At 56.5% G+C, this 17,833-nt stretch carries 17 protein-coding genes, 1 tRNA gene and 1 riboswitch; of the genes, 2 read left to right on the top strand and 16 right to left on the bottom strand.

The window, feature by feature from the left end:
* Positions 1-6 precede the first annotated feature (6 nt).
* From Q8Q08_06240 to pyrR, 7 genes are all read right to left on the bottom strand, one after another.
* The gene (locus Q8Q08_06240; protein MDP2653616.1) at positions 7-405 is read right to left on the bottom strand and encodes a hypothetical protein; all 399 of its coding nucleotides are present in this window, start codon (positions 403-405) and stop codon (positions 7-9) included.
* A complete protein-coding gene (locus Q8Q08_06235; protein ID MDP2653615.1) occupies positions 402-905 on the bottom strand; it encodes a TIGR00725 family protein in 504 nt (167 codons plus the stop codon). Before Q8Q08_06235 ends, Q8Q08_06240 begins: the two co-directional genes overlap by 4 nt.
* Positions 906-1,221: 316 nt before the next feature.
* Positions 1,222-1,296: transfer RNA gene (locus Q8Q08_06230), tRNA-Arg, on the bottom strand.
* A 10-nt stretch (positions 1,297-1,306) separates the two neighbouring features.
* On the bottom strand, positions 1,307-1,639 hold the full coding sequence (locus Q8Q08_06225) for a hypothetical protein (protein ID MDP2653614.1): 333 nt from the start codon (positions 1,637-1,639) through the stop codon (positions 1,307-1,309).
* 10 nt (positions 1,640-1,649) lie between these two features.
* Positions 1,650-2,936 carry a dihydroorotase gene (locus tag Q8Q08_06220; protein ID MDP2653613.1) on the bottom strand — a complete coding sequence of 429 codons (1,287 nt, stop codon included), beginning with the start codon at positions 2,934-2,936 and terminating at the stop codon, positions 1,650-1,652.
* Between the two features lie 17 nt (positions 2,937-2,953).
* Complete coding sequence (locus Q8Q08_06215; GenBank protein ID MDP2653612.1) at positions 2,954-3,898, bottom strand: aspartate carbamoyltransferase catalytic subunit; 945 nt, start codon at positions 3,896-3,898, stop codon at positions 2,954-2,956.
* 12 nt (positions 3,899-3,910) lie between these two features.
* A complete protein-coding gene (gene pyrR, locus Q8Q08_06210; protein ID MDP2653611.1) occupies positions 3,911-4,471 on the bottom strand; it encodes a bifunctional pyr operon transcriptional regulator/uracil phosphoribosyltransferase PyrR in 561 nt (186 codons plus the stop codon).
* A gap of 445 nt (positions 4,472-4,916) precedes the next feature.
* A riboswitch (cyclic di-GMP riboswitch) is annotated at positions 4,917-5,011 on the top strand.
* 101 nt (positions 5,012-5,112) lie between these two features.
* On the opposite strand from pyrR, the gene Q8Q08_06205 reads away from it, so the two are divergent.
* Positions 5,113-7,674 carry a tail fiber domain-containing protein gene (locus tag Q8Q08_06205; protein MDP2653610.1) on the top strand — a complete coding sequence of 854 codons (2,562 nt, stop codon included), beginning with the start codon at positions 5,113-5,115 and terminating at the stop codon, positions 7,672-7,674.
* 154 nt (positions 7,675-7,828) lie between these two features.
* Positions 7,829-10,219 (top strand): tail fiber domain-containing protein, encoded by a 2,391-nt coding sequence (locus Q8Q08_06200; GenBank protein MDP2653609.1) that lies wholly within the window; start codon positions 7,829-7,831, stop codon positions 10,217-10,219.
* Positions 10,220-10,293: 74 nt separating this feature from the next.
* On the opposite strand, the gene rsmI is transcribed toward Q8Q08_06200, so the two are convergent.
* The 9 genes from rsmI to Q8Q08_06155 all read right to left on the bottom strand — a co-directional run bounded on the left by rsmI (position 10,294) and on the right by Q8Q08_06155 (position 17,782).
* On the bottom strand, positions 10,294-10,986 hold the full coding sequence (rsmI, locus tag Q8Q08_06195; GenBank protein MDP2653608.1) for a 16S rRNA (cytidine(1402)-2'-O)-methyltransferase: 693 nt from the start codon (positions 10,984-10,986) through the stop codon (positions 10,294-10,296).
* 106 nt (positions 10,987-11,092) lie between these two features.
* On the bottom strand, positions 11,093-12,925 hold the full coding sequence (gene glmS, locus Q8Q08_06190) for a glutamine--fructose-6-phosphate transaminase (isomerizing) (GenBank protein MDP2653607.1): 1,833 nt from the start codon (positions 12,923-12,925) through the stop codon (positions 11,093-11,095).
* 40 nt (positions 12,926-12,965) lie between these two features.
* On the bottom strand, positions 12,966-13,223 hold the full coding sequence (locus Q8Q08_06185; GenBank protein ID MDP2653606.1) for a 50S ribosomal protein L27: 258 nt from the start codon (positions 13,221-13,223) through the stop codon (positions 12,966-12,968).
* Positions 13,224-13,384: 161 nt separating this feature from the next.
* Positions 13,385-14,221, bottom strand: a complete 837-nt coding sequence (locus Q8Q08_06180) for a thioredoxin domain-containing protein (protein ID MDP2653605.1) — start codon at positions 14,219-14,221, stop codon at positions 13,385-13,387.
* Between the two features lie 149 nt (positions 14,222-14,370).
* Positions 14,371-15,213 carry a serine hydrolase gene (locus Q8Q08_06175; GenBank protein ID MDP2653604.1) on the bottom strand — a complete coding sequence of 281 codons (843 nt, stop codon included), beginning with the start codon at positions 15,211-15,213 and terminating at the stop codon, positions 14,371-14,373.
* Between the two features lie 15 nt (positions 15,214-15,228).
* Positions 15,229-16,203 (bottom strand): hypothetical protein, encoded by a 975-nt coding sequence (locus tag Q8Q08_06170; GenBank protein MDP2653603.1) that lies wholly within the window; start codon positions 16,201-16,203, stop codon positions 15,229-15,231.
* A gap of 6 nt (positions 16,204-16,209) precedes the next feature.
* Complete coding sequence (locus Q8Q08_06165) at positions 16,210-16,632, bottom strand: hypothetical protein (protein ID MDP2653602.1); 423 nt, start codon at positions 16,630-16,632, stop codon at positions 16,210-16,212.
* Between the two features lies 1 nt (position 16,633).
* Complete coding sequence (locus tag Q8Q08_06160; protein MDP2653601.1) at positions 16,634-17,281, bottom strand: hypothetical protein; 648 nt, start codon at positions 17,279-17,281, stop codon at positions 16,634-16,636.
* Between the two features lie 21 nt (positions 17,282-17,302).
* A complete protein-coding gene (locus tag Q8Q08_06155) occupies positions 17,303-17,782 on the bottom strand; it encodes a nucleoside deaminase (protein MDP2653600.1) in 480 nt (159 codons plus the stop codon).
* Positions 17,783-17,833 lie beyond the last annotated feature (51 nt).

Here is a 17,833-nt window from a genome sequence, read left to right as displayed (position 1 = left end):
CGCTGTTCAAAGATTCCTTTTCGTCGAGGGGATCAGGTCCGATGCCGTTTGAGGACCCTGGGAACGCGTCCCCAGGGCCTGCAGCATCAGGCGGACCAGCCAAAACACCAAAAAGGACGCCCCCACGTGCCAAAACACATTGACCGCGTGGTATCCCTGCACATTTAATCCATGAAAATGATAATTGACGGCAAAACTGATCCCGGCCAGGAAGCGGGTATTGAACGCAACCCAGAGTCCGGGGAGGTCATGCAGGCGTTTAACGGCGGGATTATTAACGATAGTTTTATAATCGTCGGAGCAGAACTCGCCCTGGAGAGAATTCCCGTAAATCAAAAAGCCCAAAAGGCAAAGGGCCGCCAGGGCCATGAGCGGTTGGGATAAAGAGAACCGGCGGACAATCATGCCCTCTGCATTTGGATCTTTCGGATGCACGCTTTGATGGCTTTTTGTGCTTGATGGATGTCCTTAACCTTGATCATGCCCTTGATCCCCCACCCTCCCAAATCAATGACCGGACGGCCCCACACAAGACCGTAACAAATTTCGGAGTTCGTTCCGTGACTGCCGGGAAGGGCAACAATAATATCAGCCGAGCAAGCGACAATCGCGTTTCGCGCATAGCCTATAGATGTTGGTAAAGCTATATCAATAAATGGATTAGCGTCATTCTTGTCTTTCCCTGGGAGCAATCCTATAGTTAGCCCGCCAGCCTCCTTGGCTCCCTTAGAAGCATGCATCATTACTCCACCTAATCCGCCACATACTAATATACAGCCCATTTTAGCTATAATATAGCCAATATTATGGGCTAAATGCTCCACCTTGCTTTCTGAATCGTGCCCTCCAATAACAGACACAGTTATTTTTTGAGTTCTAATTTTATGTTTATTATATTTAATCATGATAACTCCACTTGCAGCTAAACATATTACAATTATTGGTTTTTCAAACCACTTATTAGAAATATATGCATACATTAAGGGCTATATGCCCCACCAAACATTTATCCACATCTTGTGAAAATGATGTGGATAAATCACTATATCTGGTAGTAAAAAAGACCCACCCAAAAATTTTTGCCAGTCTTCGCCCCGCTACTTTCGTGCGGGATTGCGCCTGGCAACAGACTTCGTTCGCTAAAACCGCGTTGAACTTCGCCTTGAAAACTTGCGGGACAAAACCAGGCGAAGTTCAACGCGAAAGCAATTGAACGAAGTCTGGCGCGCCCGGTGGGAATTGAACCCACACAAACAGCTCCGGAGGCTGTTGCCCTATCCGTTAGGCTACGGGCGCAAATTTACCGCTAAAAAACAAGGCGCCATGGGCGCCAACATTCAGAAAGAATTTGCGCGGTACTCGCTACAATAAATTTTTCGACAAGACGAGTACGGGCGCAAATGACCATAATCCTATCAAAGCGCCGCAAAGCGGCGCAGTCATCCAGAAAAATTTGCGCCCAGTCCCTGCTTCCATTTCCATTTTCCAGCAAGCAGGGGCGGGCGCTTCTTAATTTCAAATTCCCCAACCTCATCGCCACCGCAACGCGGCGCCACCATCCCAAAAAATTTACGCCCTGTCCCGATTCCTTTAATCCATCCTGAAAAATCGGGGCGGGCGCGGTAACAATAGAAATCAAGATTTATTTATTACGCTGTCGCCTGATACACAACTTTTCCGCCGTACACCGTCGCCTCAACCCGCCCTTTCAGTTTCCAATCGAGGAATGGGGAATTTTGGGATTTGGAGACGATCTCCTCTTTGAGAAAGACCCACTCGCGCTCCGGATCAATGATGGTGACATCGGCATCCCTGCCCTCTTCAATCCGGCCTTTGCCGGCAAGCCCCATGATCCGCGCCGGAGATGCAGACATTTTATCAGCCATTTGCGTCAATGTTAAGACCTTTTTATGGACCAGTTCGGTCATGGTCAAACCGACCGAGGTTTCCAACCCGATCATCCCAAAGGGCGCATGATCAAAGCCCACTTCCTTGTCTTCCGCCGTGTGGGGCGCGTGGTCGGTCACAATGCAGTCGATCGTGCCGTCACGCAAGGCCTCTTTAATGGCCGCGACGTCCTCTTGCGTGCGCAGGGGCGGATTGACCTTCGTATTGGGATCAAAGGAATTCACCGCTTCGTCGGTGAGGGTAAAGTGGTGCGGGCACGCCTCGGCGGTGACCTGGATCCCCTGGCTCTTGGCGAAACGGATCAGCTCCACCGACCGCTTAAGGCTCATGTGCGCCAGATGGACGCGCGTCTTCAGATAATGGGCCAGCTCAATGTCCCTGGACACGATCACCGTTTCCGAGATGCCGGGATCACCCTTGATCCCCAGGACCATCGAATGATAGCCCTCGTTCATCACCCCGCCGCTCGTCAAAAGCGAGTCCTGGCAGTGCTCGATCAGAATAAGCCCGGACATCTTCGCGTATTCCATGGCCATGCGCATGAGCTGACTGTTGAGGACCGAACGTCCGTCATCGGAAAGCGCGACGCAGCCGGCCTGCTTGAGCTCGAACATGTCGGTCAGTTCCTCGTTCCTCTGCCCGCGGGTAATGGCGCCGATTGGGACAACGTTAACAAGGCCGACTTTCTTGGCTTCCTTGATGACCCCTTCGACGATCATGGCGTTGTCGATGACAGGCGTCGTATTGGGCATGCACATGATGGTGGTAAACCCGCCCTTGGCAGCGGCACGCGATCCTGTTTCGATCGTTTCTTTGTCCTCGCGGCCGGGTTCCCGCAGGTGCACATGGATGTCGATCAGTCCGGGGAAAGCCAGTTTCCCGCCGGCATCCAGGACCTGGACGCCGTTCCCGGACGAAAGCGATGGGGCGATCTTGACAATGACTCCGTTCTCCAAAAGGATATCCTGCGGACGATCGGCCATTCTGTCCGCGTTGACGATGATGGCGTTCTTGATAAGCAGCGGCATGCGTTGCGTCCCCTCTTCTACCCTTCTGCGGGATTATTTTCTTTCGTTCCTAACAACAAATACAGGATTGCCATCCGGATCGCCACCCCGTTGGTGACCTGGTCCAGGATGACGGAAAGCTCGCCGTCGGCCACGTCCGCGGACAACTCCACCCCGCGGTTCGTCGGGCCGGGGTGCATGATCACAATGCCCTGTTTCGCCTGTTTGAGCTTCTCGCGGCTGACACCGAACATCTTGGCGTATTCCCGGATCGACGGCAGAAATTTGTCCTGCTGGCGCTCCTTCTGGAGCCGCAGGAGCATCAGGACGTCGCTCTGGGCGATCACCCGGTTCAGATCGTACGTCATCTGCACGCCGAGCTTCTCGATGTCCATGGGCATCAGCGTGGACGGACCGCAGACCGTGACCTTCGCCCCCATTTTCGTGAGGCCGAAGATGTTCGACCTGGCCACGCGCGAGTGCAGAATGTCCCCCACGATCCCGACGTTGAGCCCTTCGATCCGGCCGAGTTTCTCGCGGATCGTGAACAGGTCCAGAAGCGCCTGCGTGGGATGGGCCCGGCAGCCGTCTCCGGCGTTGATGACCGAAGCCTTGAGGTTGTCCGCCAAGAATTTCGGGACACCGGGAGACTGGTGCCGCACCACGATCATGTCCACGTTCATCGCCTCAAGATTGCGGGCCGTGTCCAGAATGGACTCCCCCTTGGACGTCGAGCTGGTCCCGGAAGCGATGCTGATCGTGTCGGCGGATAAACGCTTGGCGGCCAGCTCGAACGACGTGCGGGTCCGGGTGGACGGCTCAAAGAACAGCATGACCACCGTCTTGCCGCGCAGGGCCGGGACTTTCTTGACGTCGCGGGTGGAAACCTCCTTGAACGACTTGGCGGTCTGAAGAACAAGCTCGATCTCTTCCCGGCTGAAATCCTGAAGGTCCAAAAGGTCGTGTCGTTTCCACTCGGTCATAGATCCGCCTCGCTAAGGGCTATGGGGGTTGTCCCGCTGCTCCACGATCACCCTGTCCGATTCCCCGTGGTCGCTTTCCGACAGGACCACTTTAACGTTCTCATCAATGGCCGTCGGGATGTTCTTCCCGACAAAGTCCGCGCGGATCGGCAGTTCCCGGTGGCCGCGGTCGATGAGGACCGCCAGCTGGATCCGGGCCGGGCGGCCGAAATCGATGATGGCGTCGAGCGCCGCGCGGATCGTGCGGCCCGTGAACAGAACGTCGTCCACAAGCACGACTTTTTTATCCGTAATATCAAATTCGATTTTCGTTTCATGGACAACCGGCTGGGAGGAAATCAAAGTCAGATCGTCACGGTACAGGGTGATATCCAGGATGCCGGCTGGGATCGGCTTGCCTTCGATCTGGGCGATACAGGCGTTGATCCTCTCGGCCAGAACCGCGCCGCGGGTGCGGATCCCGATCAGGCAGAGGTCCTCGATCCCCTTGTTCTTCTCAAGAATTTCGTGGGCAATGCGCAATATGGCCCTTTGGATGTTCTCCTTGTCCATGATTTTGGCGGGGGCGGTCATGAGATTCGTTCCTATTAAGCTTCGGGGGCCTCATTACCCCGCCTCTTGCTGACGCAAGAAGTCGGCGGGGTTAACGCGCACCTATGACTTGCGTTCGCCTACGGCTCCGCAAGTCATGTGCTTATAAATAAAAAAGCCCGTCTTCTCGGGCGTTCCGAAGACGAGCGCTTTTATACATCCCTCGTTTGTCGCGACAAACTTCATGAATGTTCCTTGCCGGTCTCACAGGACCGAGTTAAAGGTGCCAACTTGTCCAAACTATACCACCCGGTGTTTGTCTTGTCAAGCCAAGATTGCCGGCCCCACCCTGTTCCAGGGAAACCGAAAATGAAGCCGTCCAGGGATCTGCGAGAAAGCGCTTTCTCAAATTTTGACCTTTCTATTGTCCCCTTCCCAATAATATTTTATACTTAAGGTGATAAAAAATAGCTCATAATATGCAAGCGCCGTTTCAAAGTAAACTACCCGCAAGGGTAGGGCACAAAGCTATAGGGTCCCCCGGTCTCCGGTTCGAGCCCGAAGGGACAGCCAGTTGCCGGTGCATGTGGAGACATTTCAAGCAACCCTATTCTTTGAGCCTCATGTTCAAGATAGGGTTTTTCTTTTTTAGCTATCCGTTTAAAAAACAAGGGGGCGTTACCATGAAAAAAATATTTTTAACTGCCTTGTATGTCGTGACAGCCTGCTCCTGGATCGAAGCCGGGCAGTTCAAGGCCACCACGTATTACCCTGCTCCCTCCGGAGTCTACGACCGGCTCCGCTTTTCACCCCGCGCCACCCTGCCTGCGGGAGATTGCAACGCAGGCACCGTCGGGACCATCTATTACGACACCACCTCGCAGCGTCTTGTTTCCTGCGTTCCCAATGGCGGCAGTCAGGAATGGAATTCCCTGCCGGGCGTCTGGAAACAAATGGGGGAAAACATCACATTAGGAGATACGGCCAATCCCAGCCTGAAAAAAGTTGCGATCGGCACCCAGACGCCGGAAATGATGCTGACGCTGGATGCGGACGGCGGGATCCTGGCCAAGGGGGCTTTGGGGGCCGGCACCACCCTCACCACCTCCGGCTGGGGAACGCGGTTCCTCTGGTACCCCAAAAAGGCTGCAATCCGGGCCGGGTATGTCAACTCCAGCCAGTGGGATGAAACCAATATCCATAATTACACGGTCGCTTTTGGATCCAACAATCTCCCCAACGGGACCTACTCGACCATCAGCGGCGGGACGGACAACACCACTTACAGCTGGTGCCAGGGGTATTACTGCTCGGACGGCCGGGGGTATGCCACCATCGGCGGCGGGCAGAGCAACGTGGCGCCGGTCTTCAGCACGGTTGCCGGCGGGAGGTTCAATTACGCCGGAACGGTCTTCTCCAACGACAACTTCATCGGCGGGGGGACATCCAACGTGATGACGGACAAAAATCCGGGTGGGGCCGCTGTCTGGTACGGCGTAATCGGCGGCGGATGGGACAACAAAATCATCTGGCAAGAGGCCTCCACCATCGGCGGCGGTAAGCATAATTCCATCGAGGGTAATTCCGTCACGATCGGTGGCGGGGAATCCAACAGCGTCTCGACGTCGGCAGCCGGGATAATCGGCGGCGGCAGTGGAAATAAAATTATCAACAGTAGCTATACGACCATCGCCGGCGGGCAGGCCAATGAGATATATACAGATCGCTCCACCATCGGCGGCGGGCTGGGAAACACCATAAAGACAATGACCGACGCCACGATCGGCGGCGGGCAAGGCAATACGACAAGCGGGGATTCCGCCACCATCGCCGGCGGGAAAAATAACACAACCAATGTGGAAGACTCCGTTCCCACCCCCGGAGGGGATTACGCCGCGATCGGCGGCGGATTTGCAAACCGGGCCAGCGGCAGGTATGCCGTTGTTGGCGGCGGGAACGGAAGCACCGCCAGCGGCGAAGGGGCGACAATCTCCGGCGGCGGGCGCTATCTCGTCCCGGCAGGCCCGCCCTATTCCACCAATATCCCCAACACGGCATCCGGTAATTTTTCAACAATTTCCGGCGGCCGCGGCAACACTGTCACAGGGGATGACGCGACCATCGGCGGAGGCATTTCCAACACGGCTTCCGGTCAATACAGCGCCATTCTGGGAGGGTTCGGCAATCACGCCACCGGGAACTACTCCGTCATCGGAGGTGGCGGCGCATCAGCCGCTGAAGGCAATCAGGCGAACGGCACTTATGGTTTCATCGGAAACGGATATTATAACATCATTAACGGAAATTATTCTGTTATCGGCGGGGGGTTCAGCAACCGGGCCCCGGGCAACTACGCGTTTGTCGGCGGCGGCGGATATGAATCAAACCACCCGTCGTGGGGCCGCCTTGATCCTACCGCTGGCGCAGACTATTCTGTTGTCGTCGGCGGTCAGGGCAATCGCGCCTTTGGACTTCACAGCAGCATCCTCGGCGGATACGCCAACACCATCTCCGCCGGAGCCCAATACTCGGCAATTGCTAATGGAAACAACAATTTAATCGGCCCATTAGGTACGAATGCTTTTGTTGCCAATGGTTCAAATTATGCTGGCGGGCCTTCATCTGTGGCTATGGGAAAATCCGTCTCCGTGGACTCGGATTACTCATTCGCATACGGGAACGGGGTGACCCTGCAAAACACAGCGGACAACACCGTTGCCTTCGGGTATTCCTCGTTACCAGCTCCTGCCATTACGACTGCAAACGCCTTTGTGATCTATAACGGCAATCTGTCAGCCAGCGGTTATGCCAAGGTTGGGGTCGGTGTCGTCAACCCCTCGATCCCCGGGGCCGTCATGGAGTTTGCCAGCGGGGCCTATATCGGCACAGACGGGCAGTTCCATCCGACGTCCAGCCGCACATTAAAAAATGATATTGAAACCTTATCCACGGAAAAAGCCGTCAAAACACTGACACAGCTCCAGCCGGTCACATTCCGCTACAAAAGCGACCAGGAAAAATTACGCGCCGGCTTTATCGCGGAAGATGTCCCGGAGCTGCTTGCCCCTGAAGACCATAGGACCCTCAACACCGTCGACATCATGGCCGTGGTCACGAAAGTCGTTCAGGAGCAGCAGAGGCTGATTGAACAGCAACGCGAGCAAATCCAGAAGCAGAACAACGAACTGGAAAATCAGCGCGGGGAAATTGAGCGCCTGAAGTCCAGGGTCGACGCTCTGCGGTAAGAGATTCCACGAACACCCGCGTGGAGGGACCGGAACAGATTGTGGCTGATCTTAAAATTTTGGAAGGGAACAAACTGAGGGCCCTGCCCTTGTGCGGATAAACCGCCTTGATCGTGAGAGTGCTGCGTAGCCAATTTCTAAGGAGGTCATTGTTATGAAAAGAATCATCCTTCCCCTGCTGTTCTTCGTCCTGAGCTGTTCCGGAGTCGAGGCTGGACAGTTCAAGGCCACCACTTACTACCCGGCCCCGTCCGGCGCCTATGACCGGGTCCGGTTTGCCCCCCGGGCGACCCTGCCCGCCGGGGACTGCAACGCCAGCACCATCGGCACGATTTATTACGACATCACGTCCCAACGGATCATTTCCTGCGTTTCCAACGGGGTCACCCAGGAGTGGAATTCCCTGCAGGGGGTCTGGAAAGAATTTTCCAATAACATCACCCTGAGCGATACAGCGAATCCGGGCCTTAAAAAGGTCGCCGTCGGCACCCAGACGCCGGAATTCATGCTGACCCTGGACACGGACGGCGGGATCATCGCCAAGGGGACCAAAAGCAGCGGCAACACCTTATCCACGGCAGGGGCCGGGACCCGGTTCATCTGGTATCCCTACAAAGCGGCTTTGCGCGCGGGAGAGGTGTCCGGGGATCAATGGAATAATGCCAATATCGGTGACTATACGATTGTCTTCGGGCAGGACAACCAGGCGCTTCCGATGTGGTCGGCCATCCTGAGCGGGCAGGGCAACCAAACGAACCGTTTCGGGACCTGGACCGGGGATTTCGGGGCTTTCAGCGTGATTGCCGGCGGCTGGCAAAATGTTTCCAACGGATCCCAGAACTTCATCGGGAGCGGCGCTCGAAACGTCATCAACGCGGATTACTCCGTCATCAGCGGCGGGACGGACCACCTGATCGGTGACGGGGTGTCCGGCAATTACTACGCTGTTATCGCGGGAGGGCTGGAGAACAAGGTCACGGCCTTTGGATCGGCGATCAGCGGCGGCAGCCGCAACACCATTGCGTCCGGTTCTTCGTCCAGCACCATCGCCGGCGGGGCGCAAAACATCATCACGGGCGGCACCAATTTTATAGGCGGCGGGGCTTACAACACAATCGACGGGGGCCTCTCTTCCGTTGCCGGAGGCGCGGGCAACAATGTCGCCGCTGGAGCCAGCTACGCCACCATCGGCAGCTGCGGCCCGGAATCGGCCAACCTCTTTCTCGGACAGATCACCAACCCCTGCGTCGCTTCCGGGAGCTATACGGTCATTGCCGGAGGACGGTATAATCTGGCGTCCAAAGGTCATGCAACGGTCTCAGGCGGTTATCACAATTTCGCGCAGGGAAGTCACGCGGCAATCGGCGGCGGCGAGGAAAACACCGTGGCCACTCCAGACCCGGTTGAACCTGACTGGGAAGGCTCCGGGACGATTGCCGGAGGAAACCTGAATTCTGTGACCCGCGGATTCGCAACCATCGGCGGCGGGAAAAGCAATACAGCGTCTCATATGTACGCCACGATCTCCGGCGGCCTTTCCAACATCGCTTCCGGAAACGCGTCCACGGTCAGCGGCGGACAGGGCAGCCAGGCGACCGGCAGTTGGTCAACGGTCGGCGGCGGGGATTTCAACTTCGCCACGGCCATGTATGCCACAGTGGCCGGCGGGAACAACAGCCAGGCCAGGGCCAACTATGCAACGATCGGCGGCGGGCAGGAAAATGATGCCAGCGGCGAGGCCTCCACCATCGCCGGCGGGTCCGTCAATATCGCCAGCGGGGACTATTCCACCGTTGCCGGCGGCGGGCCGCAGGTCGCCCCCGTCTCTATCAACGCGACAGCTTCCGGAGCTTATTCCTCAGTCGGCGGCGGCCAGGGCAACGTCGCCTCCGGTGATAATTCCACCGTCGCGGGCGGCCGGGCCAATGTCTCTTCCGGCGCTTACGCCTCTGTTCCCGGAGGGCAGAATAACATCGCCGGGGCGGACTATGCCTGGGCCGGCGGGAGGTATATGCAGACCAACAACCTCGCCACAGGAACGTTTGTTTGGGGAAATTCCGGCGCTGCGCCCGGGACTCCCATCAACACCCCAAACACCTTTTTCATCTTCCCCTACGGCAACGCAGGGAGCGTGGCGATCAATACGGCCAATCCAGCCGGATTCAACCTTGCCGTCAACGGGACGGCGGCCAACCCCACCGGGACCTGGTCTCTCCTGTCCGATGAGAGGTTGAAAACGAATATCCAGCCGTTGCGGGGATCGCTGGAGAAAGTCCTCTCCTTAAGGGGCGTGTCCTTCGAATGGAAAGATCCCGCAGAGCACGGCAATCACACGGAGATGCAGCGCGGGTTCATCGCCCAGGAAGTTGAGCCGGTTTTCCCGGAATGGGTCGGAACCAATGCCGACGGATTCAAGTACGTCGAACCGGCCGGCATCAATGCCGTTGTTGTGGAAGCTATCAAAGAATTGAATGCCAAAATGGAAGAGTTGAAAGCGGAAAATCAGCGTTTGCAGGAAAGGATCAAAGCCCTGGAAAACAAGTAACCGGGGAGAAACGATAAGGCATCAAAGGCCCGGGCAGTTGACAACATGCCCGGGCCTTTATTTTTCTCAAATAATCACTCCTCTTCAGTCCCCTCATCAATGCGGCCGGCTAAATTCAACACAATCACAAACTCGCCCCTGGGACTGCCGGCGTCAAAGGCCTTGATCAACTCGGAGGCCCGGCCCTTCTTCACTTCCTCAAATTTTTTCGTGATCTCCCGCACACACACCACCTCCGGGTCGCCCAGGACGTCGCGGATATCTTCCAGGCATTTGCCCACCCGGTAAGGGGACTCATAAAAGATCACCGTCCGGCGTTCCCCTTTCAGCTCTTCCAGCCGCTTGCGTCTTGCCGCGGTCTTGACCGGCAGAAACCCTTCGAACACAAACCGGTTCATGGGCAACCCCGAAAGGGTCAACGCCGCGATCAGCGCCGTCGGGCCTGGAACCGTTGTGACGGGGATTCCGTTCTCCCGGACCAGGCGGATCAGGGGAAAGCCCGGATCGCTGATGCCCGGAGTTCCCGCGTCGGTCACAAGCGCGACATCCTTCCCTTCTTTCAAAAGCCCCAAAAGATAATCGGCTTTTTTCAACTGGTTATGCTCAAAGAAACTGGTGGTCGGCGTTTCGATCTGGTAATGCTGGGTGAGGATGCGGGTGTGGCGCGTGTCTTCGGCGGCGATCAGATGAACGCTCTTGAGGACTTCAATCGCGCGGAGGGTGATGTCTTTAAGATTGCCGATAGGGGTGGAGACGATGTAGAGCATATAGGATTTTGGGAGAGTACGCACGGACACACGTCACAAGTCACACGCTAATAAATCATCGGCCACTGTGACTGTGACCTTGTGTCATGTGACTTTGTGACATTTTTTATTCCACCGTCACCGATTTCGCCAGATTTCTCGGCTGGTCCACGTCACAGCTGCGCTCAACAGCGATGTAATAGGCGATCAACTGCAGGGGCAGGGCGGCCAGCAGGGGCGTGAGGATTTCGTCGGTCGGGGGGACATCGATCACGTGATTCGCGTGCTGGCGGATGATCTTGTCTCCCCGGGTGGCGATCGCGATGATCTTCCCCTTGCGGGCGCGGATCTCCTGGATATTGGAGATCATCTTCTCGTAGACCGCCGATTGCGGCGCGATGCAGACGACAGCGCGGTACTCGTCGATCAGGGCGATGGGGCCGTGCTTCATTTCTCCGGCGGCATAACCCTCGGCCGGGACATAAGAGATTTCCTTCAATTTTAAGGCGCCTTCCAGCGCCGACGGGAAATTGACATTGCGGCCCAGGAACAGGAAACACCCGAAATGGTGGTTTTCCTTGCCGATCCTGGCAACTTCGTGCTTGTCCTTAAGAATAATGCGGTAAAGCGCGGGAATTTTTTTCAGTTGATCCAGGATCCTACGGCGCTCCTTGTCCGGGACCGACTTCGTGATCGCGCCCAGCTTCAGGGCCATGAGGCAAAGCATGCAGACCTGGGCTGTGTAGGCCTTGGTGGAGGCCACTCCGACCTCCGGCCCGGCATGAGTATACAGGATGCCGTCCGATTCCCGGGCCAGCGAAGATCCGACGACGTTGCAGACCGAAACCACCTTGGCTCCCTTGGCCCTGGCTTCCTTGACCGCGGCCAGCGTGTCGGCGGTTTCCCCGGACTGGCTGATCGCCACGACCAGCGTCTTTTTATCCACGATCGGATCGCGGTAGCGGAACTCGCTCGAAACGTCGATGCTGACCGGGATCCCGGCCAGCTTCTCAATGACGTATTTACCGACCATCCCGGCGTGGTAAGCTGTCCCGCACGCAACAACAAAAATCTTGCGGATCCCTTTCAGCTGTTTGTCGGAAAGCCCCATCCCGTCAAGCCGGATATGGTTGTTCCGGACACGGGTTTTCAGCATCTGGGCGATCACGTCCGGCTGCTCATGGATCTCTTTCAGCATAAAATGCGCGAACCCCTGCTTCTGCACCGCGTCCACGCTGAAAGTCACGGTGGTCGGCTGGGCCTTGACTTTTTTGCCGGCAAACGTAAAAAGTTCAATTTTATTTTTTTTGATCACGGCCATCTCGCCGTCTTTCAGATAAATCACGCGGCGGGTATAGTCGAGGATGGCGGGCACGTCCGAGGCGATGAAATTTTCATTTTTGCCGAGGCCCAGGATAAGGGGCGACCCCACTCGGGCGGCGATCACCGTTCCTGGTTCGTCTTTGCAGAGCACGCCGATGGCAAACGCGCCCTTGAGCTGGCGGATCGCGTTCTTGACCGCGGCGAAAAAATCTCCGTGATAATGACGGGAAATAAGGTGGGCGATGACTTCCGTGTCGGTTTCCGAAACGAACTCGGCCCCGTGTTTCTGAAGCTCGCTCTTGAGTTCCTGGTAATTTTCGATGATGCCGTTATGAACGACGAGGATGCGCCGGGAATTGTCCCCGTGAGGATGGGCGTTGACGCGGCTGGGGGCGCCGTGCGTGGCCCAGCGGGTGTGGGAAATGCCGACCTGGGCCGAAGGAAGCCGTTGCGAATCAATGAATTCTTCGAGGTTCCTGATTTTTCCAGGCGCCTTGCGGACAACGATCTCCCCGCTTTCGGAGGAGATCACGCCCACACCGCTGGAATCGTATCCGCGGTATTCAAGCTTTTTCAAGCCGTCAATCAGGATCGGAGCGGCTTCTCTGTATCCAACGTATCCGATGATTCCGCACATGGATTCCTGGGGGGAGGGCCCTCATACCTGCTGCTTAAAATTACTTTTTCTTCTGCACAACCGGGCGGACATGGATGTAGGTCACGGCCTTCTTGTAGTTACCCCTCTTCTTGGTGAAGTAAACCTCGCCGTCACAGGCAGCCGTGAGATGCATCCGCCCCATGACGTTGATCCCCGGCTTCCAGCGGTCGCCTTCACGCGTCAGGACGGTGCCTGTCGTGACAAACTGGCCTCCGCTGACCTTGACACCCCGTGTTTCCCGGTAAAACTTGCTTGTGATTCCGCCTTTTCTGGCCATACTCTCTGCTCCTCCGCTGCATCAAAAAGAAGGGCTTGCTGCCGTTATCCGCCCTTTCCCGTTAAATGGAAAGCGCCTATGATAACAAAAAAATTCCGCCCTGTAAAGCCTTATCACGTCCGCCGGCCCGTGAAAAATCCGGGTCTCCAAAAGGCGCCGGACTAATTCTTGCCAAGAATCTCGTCGATTTCCTTCTTATAAGTGGCCATATCGCGGGCCATGGTCTTCCGGCCGTTGATATAATATGTCGGCGTCCCCTGGACATCCACCTTCTGGGCAAGCTCCATGTCGGCCTGGATGATCTTCTCCCATTCCGCATCCCTGTCCTTGTAGTCCTTCATGAACTTGTCAACGTCCAGCCCCAGATCTCCGGCAAAACTCTTGAATTTCTCCTCGGACAAGGCGTTGCCGTTTTTCAAAAGCAGGTCGGACATTTCAAAGAATTTTCCCTGCTCGCCGGCCGCCAGCGCCGCTTTGGACGCGGGACGGGCCATCGGGTGAAAGCTCAACGGATAGTGCTTCAGAACATATTTGACGTCGTTGGGATAAGCGGCCAGGACCTCATCCACGACCGGGTGAAAACGGCCGCAGAAAGGACACTGAAAGTCCGCAAATTCCACGATCGTGACCTTGGCATCCGGATTGCCCTTCACCTGGGACGCCCCAATGTCGACCTTGTGCACCCGGGTATACTCCTCCAGGTCCGGAGGCGGAGCGGACGGCCGCGACGGCATGCGGACCGCGGCCAACAAACCGTCGATCTTTTTTTCCAGGGAAGCCAGGCGCATCTCCACATTCCCCCGGCCTTGTCCGGCCTTCCCGGAACCGCCCGTCAGCATCTGATAGATTTCGTCCTGCTGGCCCAGGATCTTGTCCTGCTGTTCGACAATACGCCGCAACACCGGATCATTGCTCTGTTTGACGGCAATGCCGACTCCCAGAAAGATGGCAATGGTCACCACAAGGGCCAAGGTAAAAATCCGGTCTTTGTCCTGCATATAGTCCTCCCTTTCTGACTGTTAAAATAATGTCCTGCGATTCGCTATTGTGAAATGAAAACAATAGGATAGATCGGGTCAAAACTTTATTAAGTATATCATAAAATTATCATTATCCAGAAAAAGATGCTTCCGCTGTATGCCGCCTGTCAGAGGGAAATCCCCCCATACCGGGAAACGATGTGCTTGATGTCCTGCCATCGGCGCTGGCAGCCGAACACGGCCACGATGCACACATCATTACCTTTCATCAGATAGCCCACAAAGCACGCCTGGGCCGCACGCGTGTAACCTGTCTTGCCGTAAATGTTTTTGTTCCAGCCCTGGAAAAGCATTTTGTTGTGGCTCTTCAGCTTGACCTGACGGCCGGCCCGGGAATAAATCGTTTTATATTTAAGTTTAATGGTGTCACGAAAAAAATTATTTTTGATGGTCTCGCGAAAAATCAGGTACATGTCGTAAGCCGTCGTGTACTGACTGACCTTTTTGCTCGGCAAGCCGCTCGCGTTGGCGAACCGCGTGTGCTTGGCGCCGATCTGGCGCGCGCGGGCGTTCATCATATGGACAAATTTCGGCTCGGAACCGGCCACGGCCTCGGCCAGGGCGATGCTCACGTCATTGGCGGAACCGAGCAGGAGGGCATACAGCAGGTCCCGGACCTTGAACTTCTCCCCTGGTTTCAGGTAGATCTTCGATGGCTGGGCCGTCGGAGGCCGCGGACCGATGGTGACAACCTGATCCATAGAAAGATTTTCAAGGACCAGCAGGGCCGTCATCACCTTGGTGGTGCTCGCCGGCTGGACTTTCGTGTGGACGTTCTTGCCATAATATCTTTTTTTCTTGCTGCTGTTGGAAAAGATAGCTGACCGGGCGGAGACCTCGTAATTGGATTTGGATCTCTTGGACTTGACCGCCGCCTGGCCATGTCCTCCAGCCATGGCCATTACCGCCGCAGCAACAACGCAAATCCCGCAAAATTTCCAGAATTTCATCACAATGATTGTCCTTTATGTTTTTTCAGCCTGGCCAGCGCTCCTCGCCGCCGCCTCGCAGACAAGCTGCAAAGCCCAGGCGACACCCTGGGTCGGCAGGACCGTGTGCCCCTCGGCCTTGGCCACGCACCACTGGGCGCCGGCCTTGCTGATCGTCACCCACAGATGCTGGGTCGCGCTTTTTTCGGCGATAATCAGGTGCACCACGCCCCGTCCCCGGACTTTGTCATACAGGAACTCCTTGCCGATCACAGACGTTTCCCCTACCACGTCCTCAAAGGCAAAATGGTCCGGGTCAAACCGCTCGATGAAATGAACGCTCAATTCCTCGTCCCTGGCCAGCGCGACATCCATGTGCGCCCGCTTGACAAAATCCAGCTCGATGAATTCATCCTGCCCTTGCTCGCGCCATTTGCGCTCGAATTTTGTGTCAAAACGCGGGCCGGTGACGCCCGCAGCCACCTCAAAACCCGTTTCCCGCGATTCGTCCAGAACCCAGTCGGCATAAGGCCGGAAATCCGTCACGATCTGCAGGCGGCCCGCGTCGGAAATCCGGCTGTTCAAGAGCCTCAAAAAATCCCGCGCGAACAACCTGTGCTTCACGTGGCCCTTTTTCGGCCAGGGACAGGGGAAAAGCGCGTAAATCCTCGCGATGGATTTCGGGACAAACAGCCGCTCAAACGCCACGCGCGCGTCCACCTGAAGGATCCGGATGTTACGGCCGAAATCCGCGGCCGGATCCTTCCGACGGATTTCAAAAATCCGGTTCAAGGCCTTCTTGACCCGCGTCCAGTCCTGCTCGATCCCCACCAGGCGGGAATGCGGGCGTTCCTGCGCCATGCGAATCAAATATTCGCCGAGTCCAAAGCCGATCTCCACCTCCAGCGGTCCGGGTAGGACGAACTGCGCATCCCAATCAATGGGGCGTTGTTCCTGATAATGGGAGACGAACGTCTCCAGGGCAAATTGACGGATTTTTCGCGCGGCCATAGGGCGTCAGGCCGAACCCCGGACCGTGTGGTTCAGATACGGCCATCCCTTGCCGACAAGCTTGCCGTCTTCAAAGACCAGGGGGACAAGCTCGTCGTCCGCGACCAGGCCATCGGGCTGCTTGACGCCGGAGAAATAATAATAAATCTCGTATGTCAAGCCGCCTTTTTGCACGGTCTCAATCCGGTAAGGGTTGTTGAGGGTCACCGGCACATACGATTGACCGTCCGGCGCCTGCTCATAACCGATGATGACCTGCTCGTCCAGAAGACTTCTCACTTCCTGGACCGTCATGCCGGTGCGGGCCTGCCGGAGATGGGAGATCGCTTTCAGGTCTTTTGGAAAAGTGCCGGTTGACACGGTTTCCGTTTCGATCGTCACGCAGCCCGCGGCCAGGACCGCCAGGGCCGCCAAAAATATTTTTCTCACGTCAGACCTCCCCTTTTTCAAAATGATTTTTCACCTCGGCGCGGGTGAAAACATAAAACACCAGGAACAGGTAAGACAAATAAATAAAAACATAAATCGCGCCGTCCGGTTGATACGCCTTCAGCCCGGACAAATACAGCGAGATCTGGGAATCCAGCCGCATGTCCGGGGCATAGTAACCGCCCAGGATGTTCTGGCCGATCCCCCTTTGGATCGGGATCGCCCACTGCTCCATGTAAACGACAACCATCATTTTATAAACAAAATCCAGATACCCCGTCACCAAAACACCCCACCGCGCAAAAGGATAACCCCGCAGGACGGCGACGCCGCAAAAGACATAAACAAAACAACAAAGCAATTCCACAACGGCCAGGCCCCAGAATTGCGTCACATACGGCTTGTGAGACGAGGGCGTGTCGCCTTGGGCCGCCACAACGCGATCGATCGCCGTTGTTCTTTGTAAAGTTTCGGACATCTCCTCCGGGAGCGTCCGATAGTCTTGGACGACAGAGGCAGGGCGGGCGTCCCGGTGCGCGCCCGGCAGAAAAGGCTCTACGCGCCGGTAGATCACCGACAGCCACACCAGCCCCAGGGCAAAAAAGAAAATCCCAAACCAGGAGACATACGCCAACCGCTGCTTTGTCATAGGTTCCTCGCTTTCAAACGGTCAATACGCCCTTCGGTTCCTTCGCCGGCGCCATTCGCTGAAAAGCCCGCGATTGTCCTGCCGCAGGCACCCCGGGACAACCGCCGTACGGCTTCGGCCCTTCCTGCGCATCCACCGGCTGGAGATGGACAGCTCCCGGAAACCCGCCTTCCGCGCGTCGTTGATATCGGCGCCATAAACGATCTTTGCGATATCCGCCCAATGGCAGGCGCTGAAACACATCGGGCAGGGTTCGCAGGTCGAATAGATCACGCACCCGGTCAAACGCACCGTCTTCAATTTTTTGCAGGCGCGGCGGATGGCCTCGATTTCGGCGTGCGCGGTGATGTCCGTTTTTTTCCAGACACGGTTGTGCGCCCGGCTGACGACGCGCCCGTCCTTGACAATGCAGGCCCCGAAAGGCGTCTGTCCCTGACGGATTCCCCGCCGGGCCCACAGGATCGCCTGGCGCATGAACTGCTCATCACGGCTGTTTGTCATTCCGGCACGCTCACAACGGGGGCCAGTCTTAAAAAACCGCAAAGGCCAAGC

This window comes from Candidatus Omnitrophota bacterium (assembly GCA_030688425.1).
Classification (GTDB): domain Bacteria; phylum Omnitrophota; class Gorgyraeia; order Zapsychrales; family JANLHA01; genus JAUYIB01.
The sequence above is the reverse complement of the archived record's forward strand: the minus strand, read 5'-3'. Positions and strand labels throughout refer to the sequence as shown.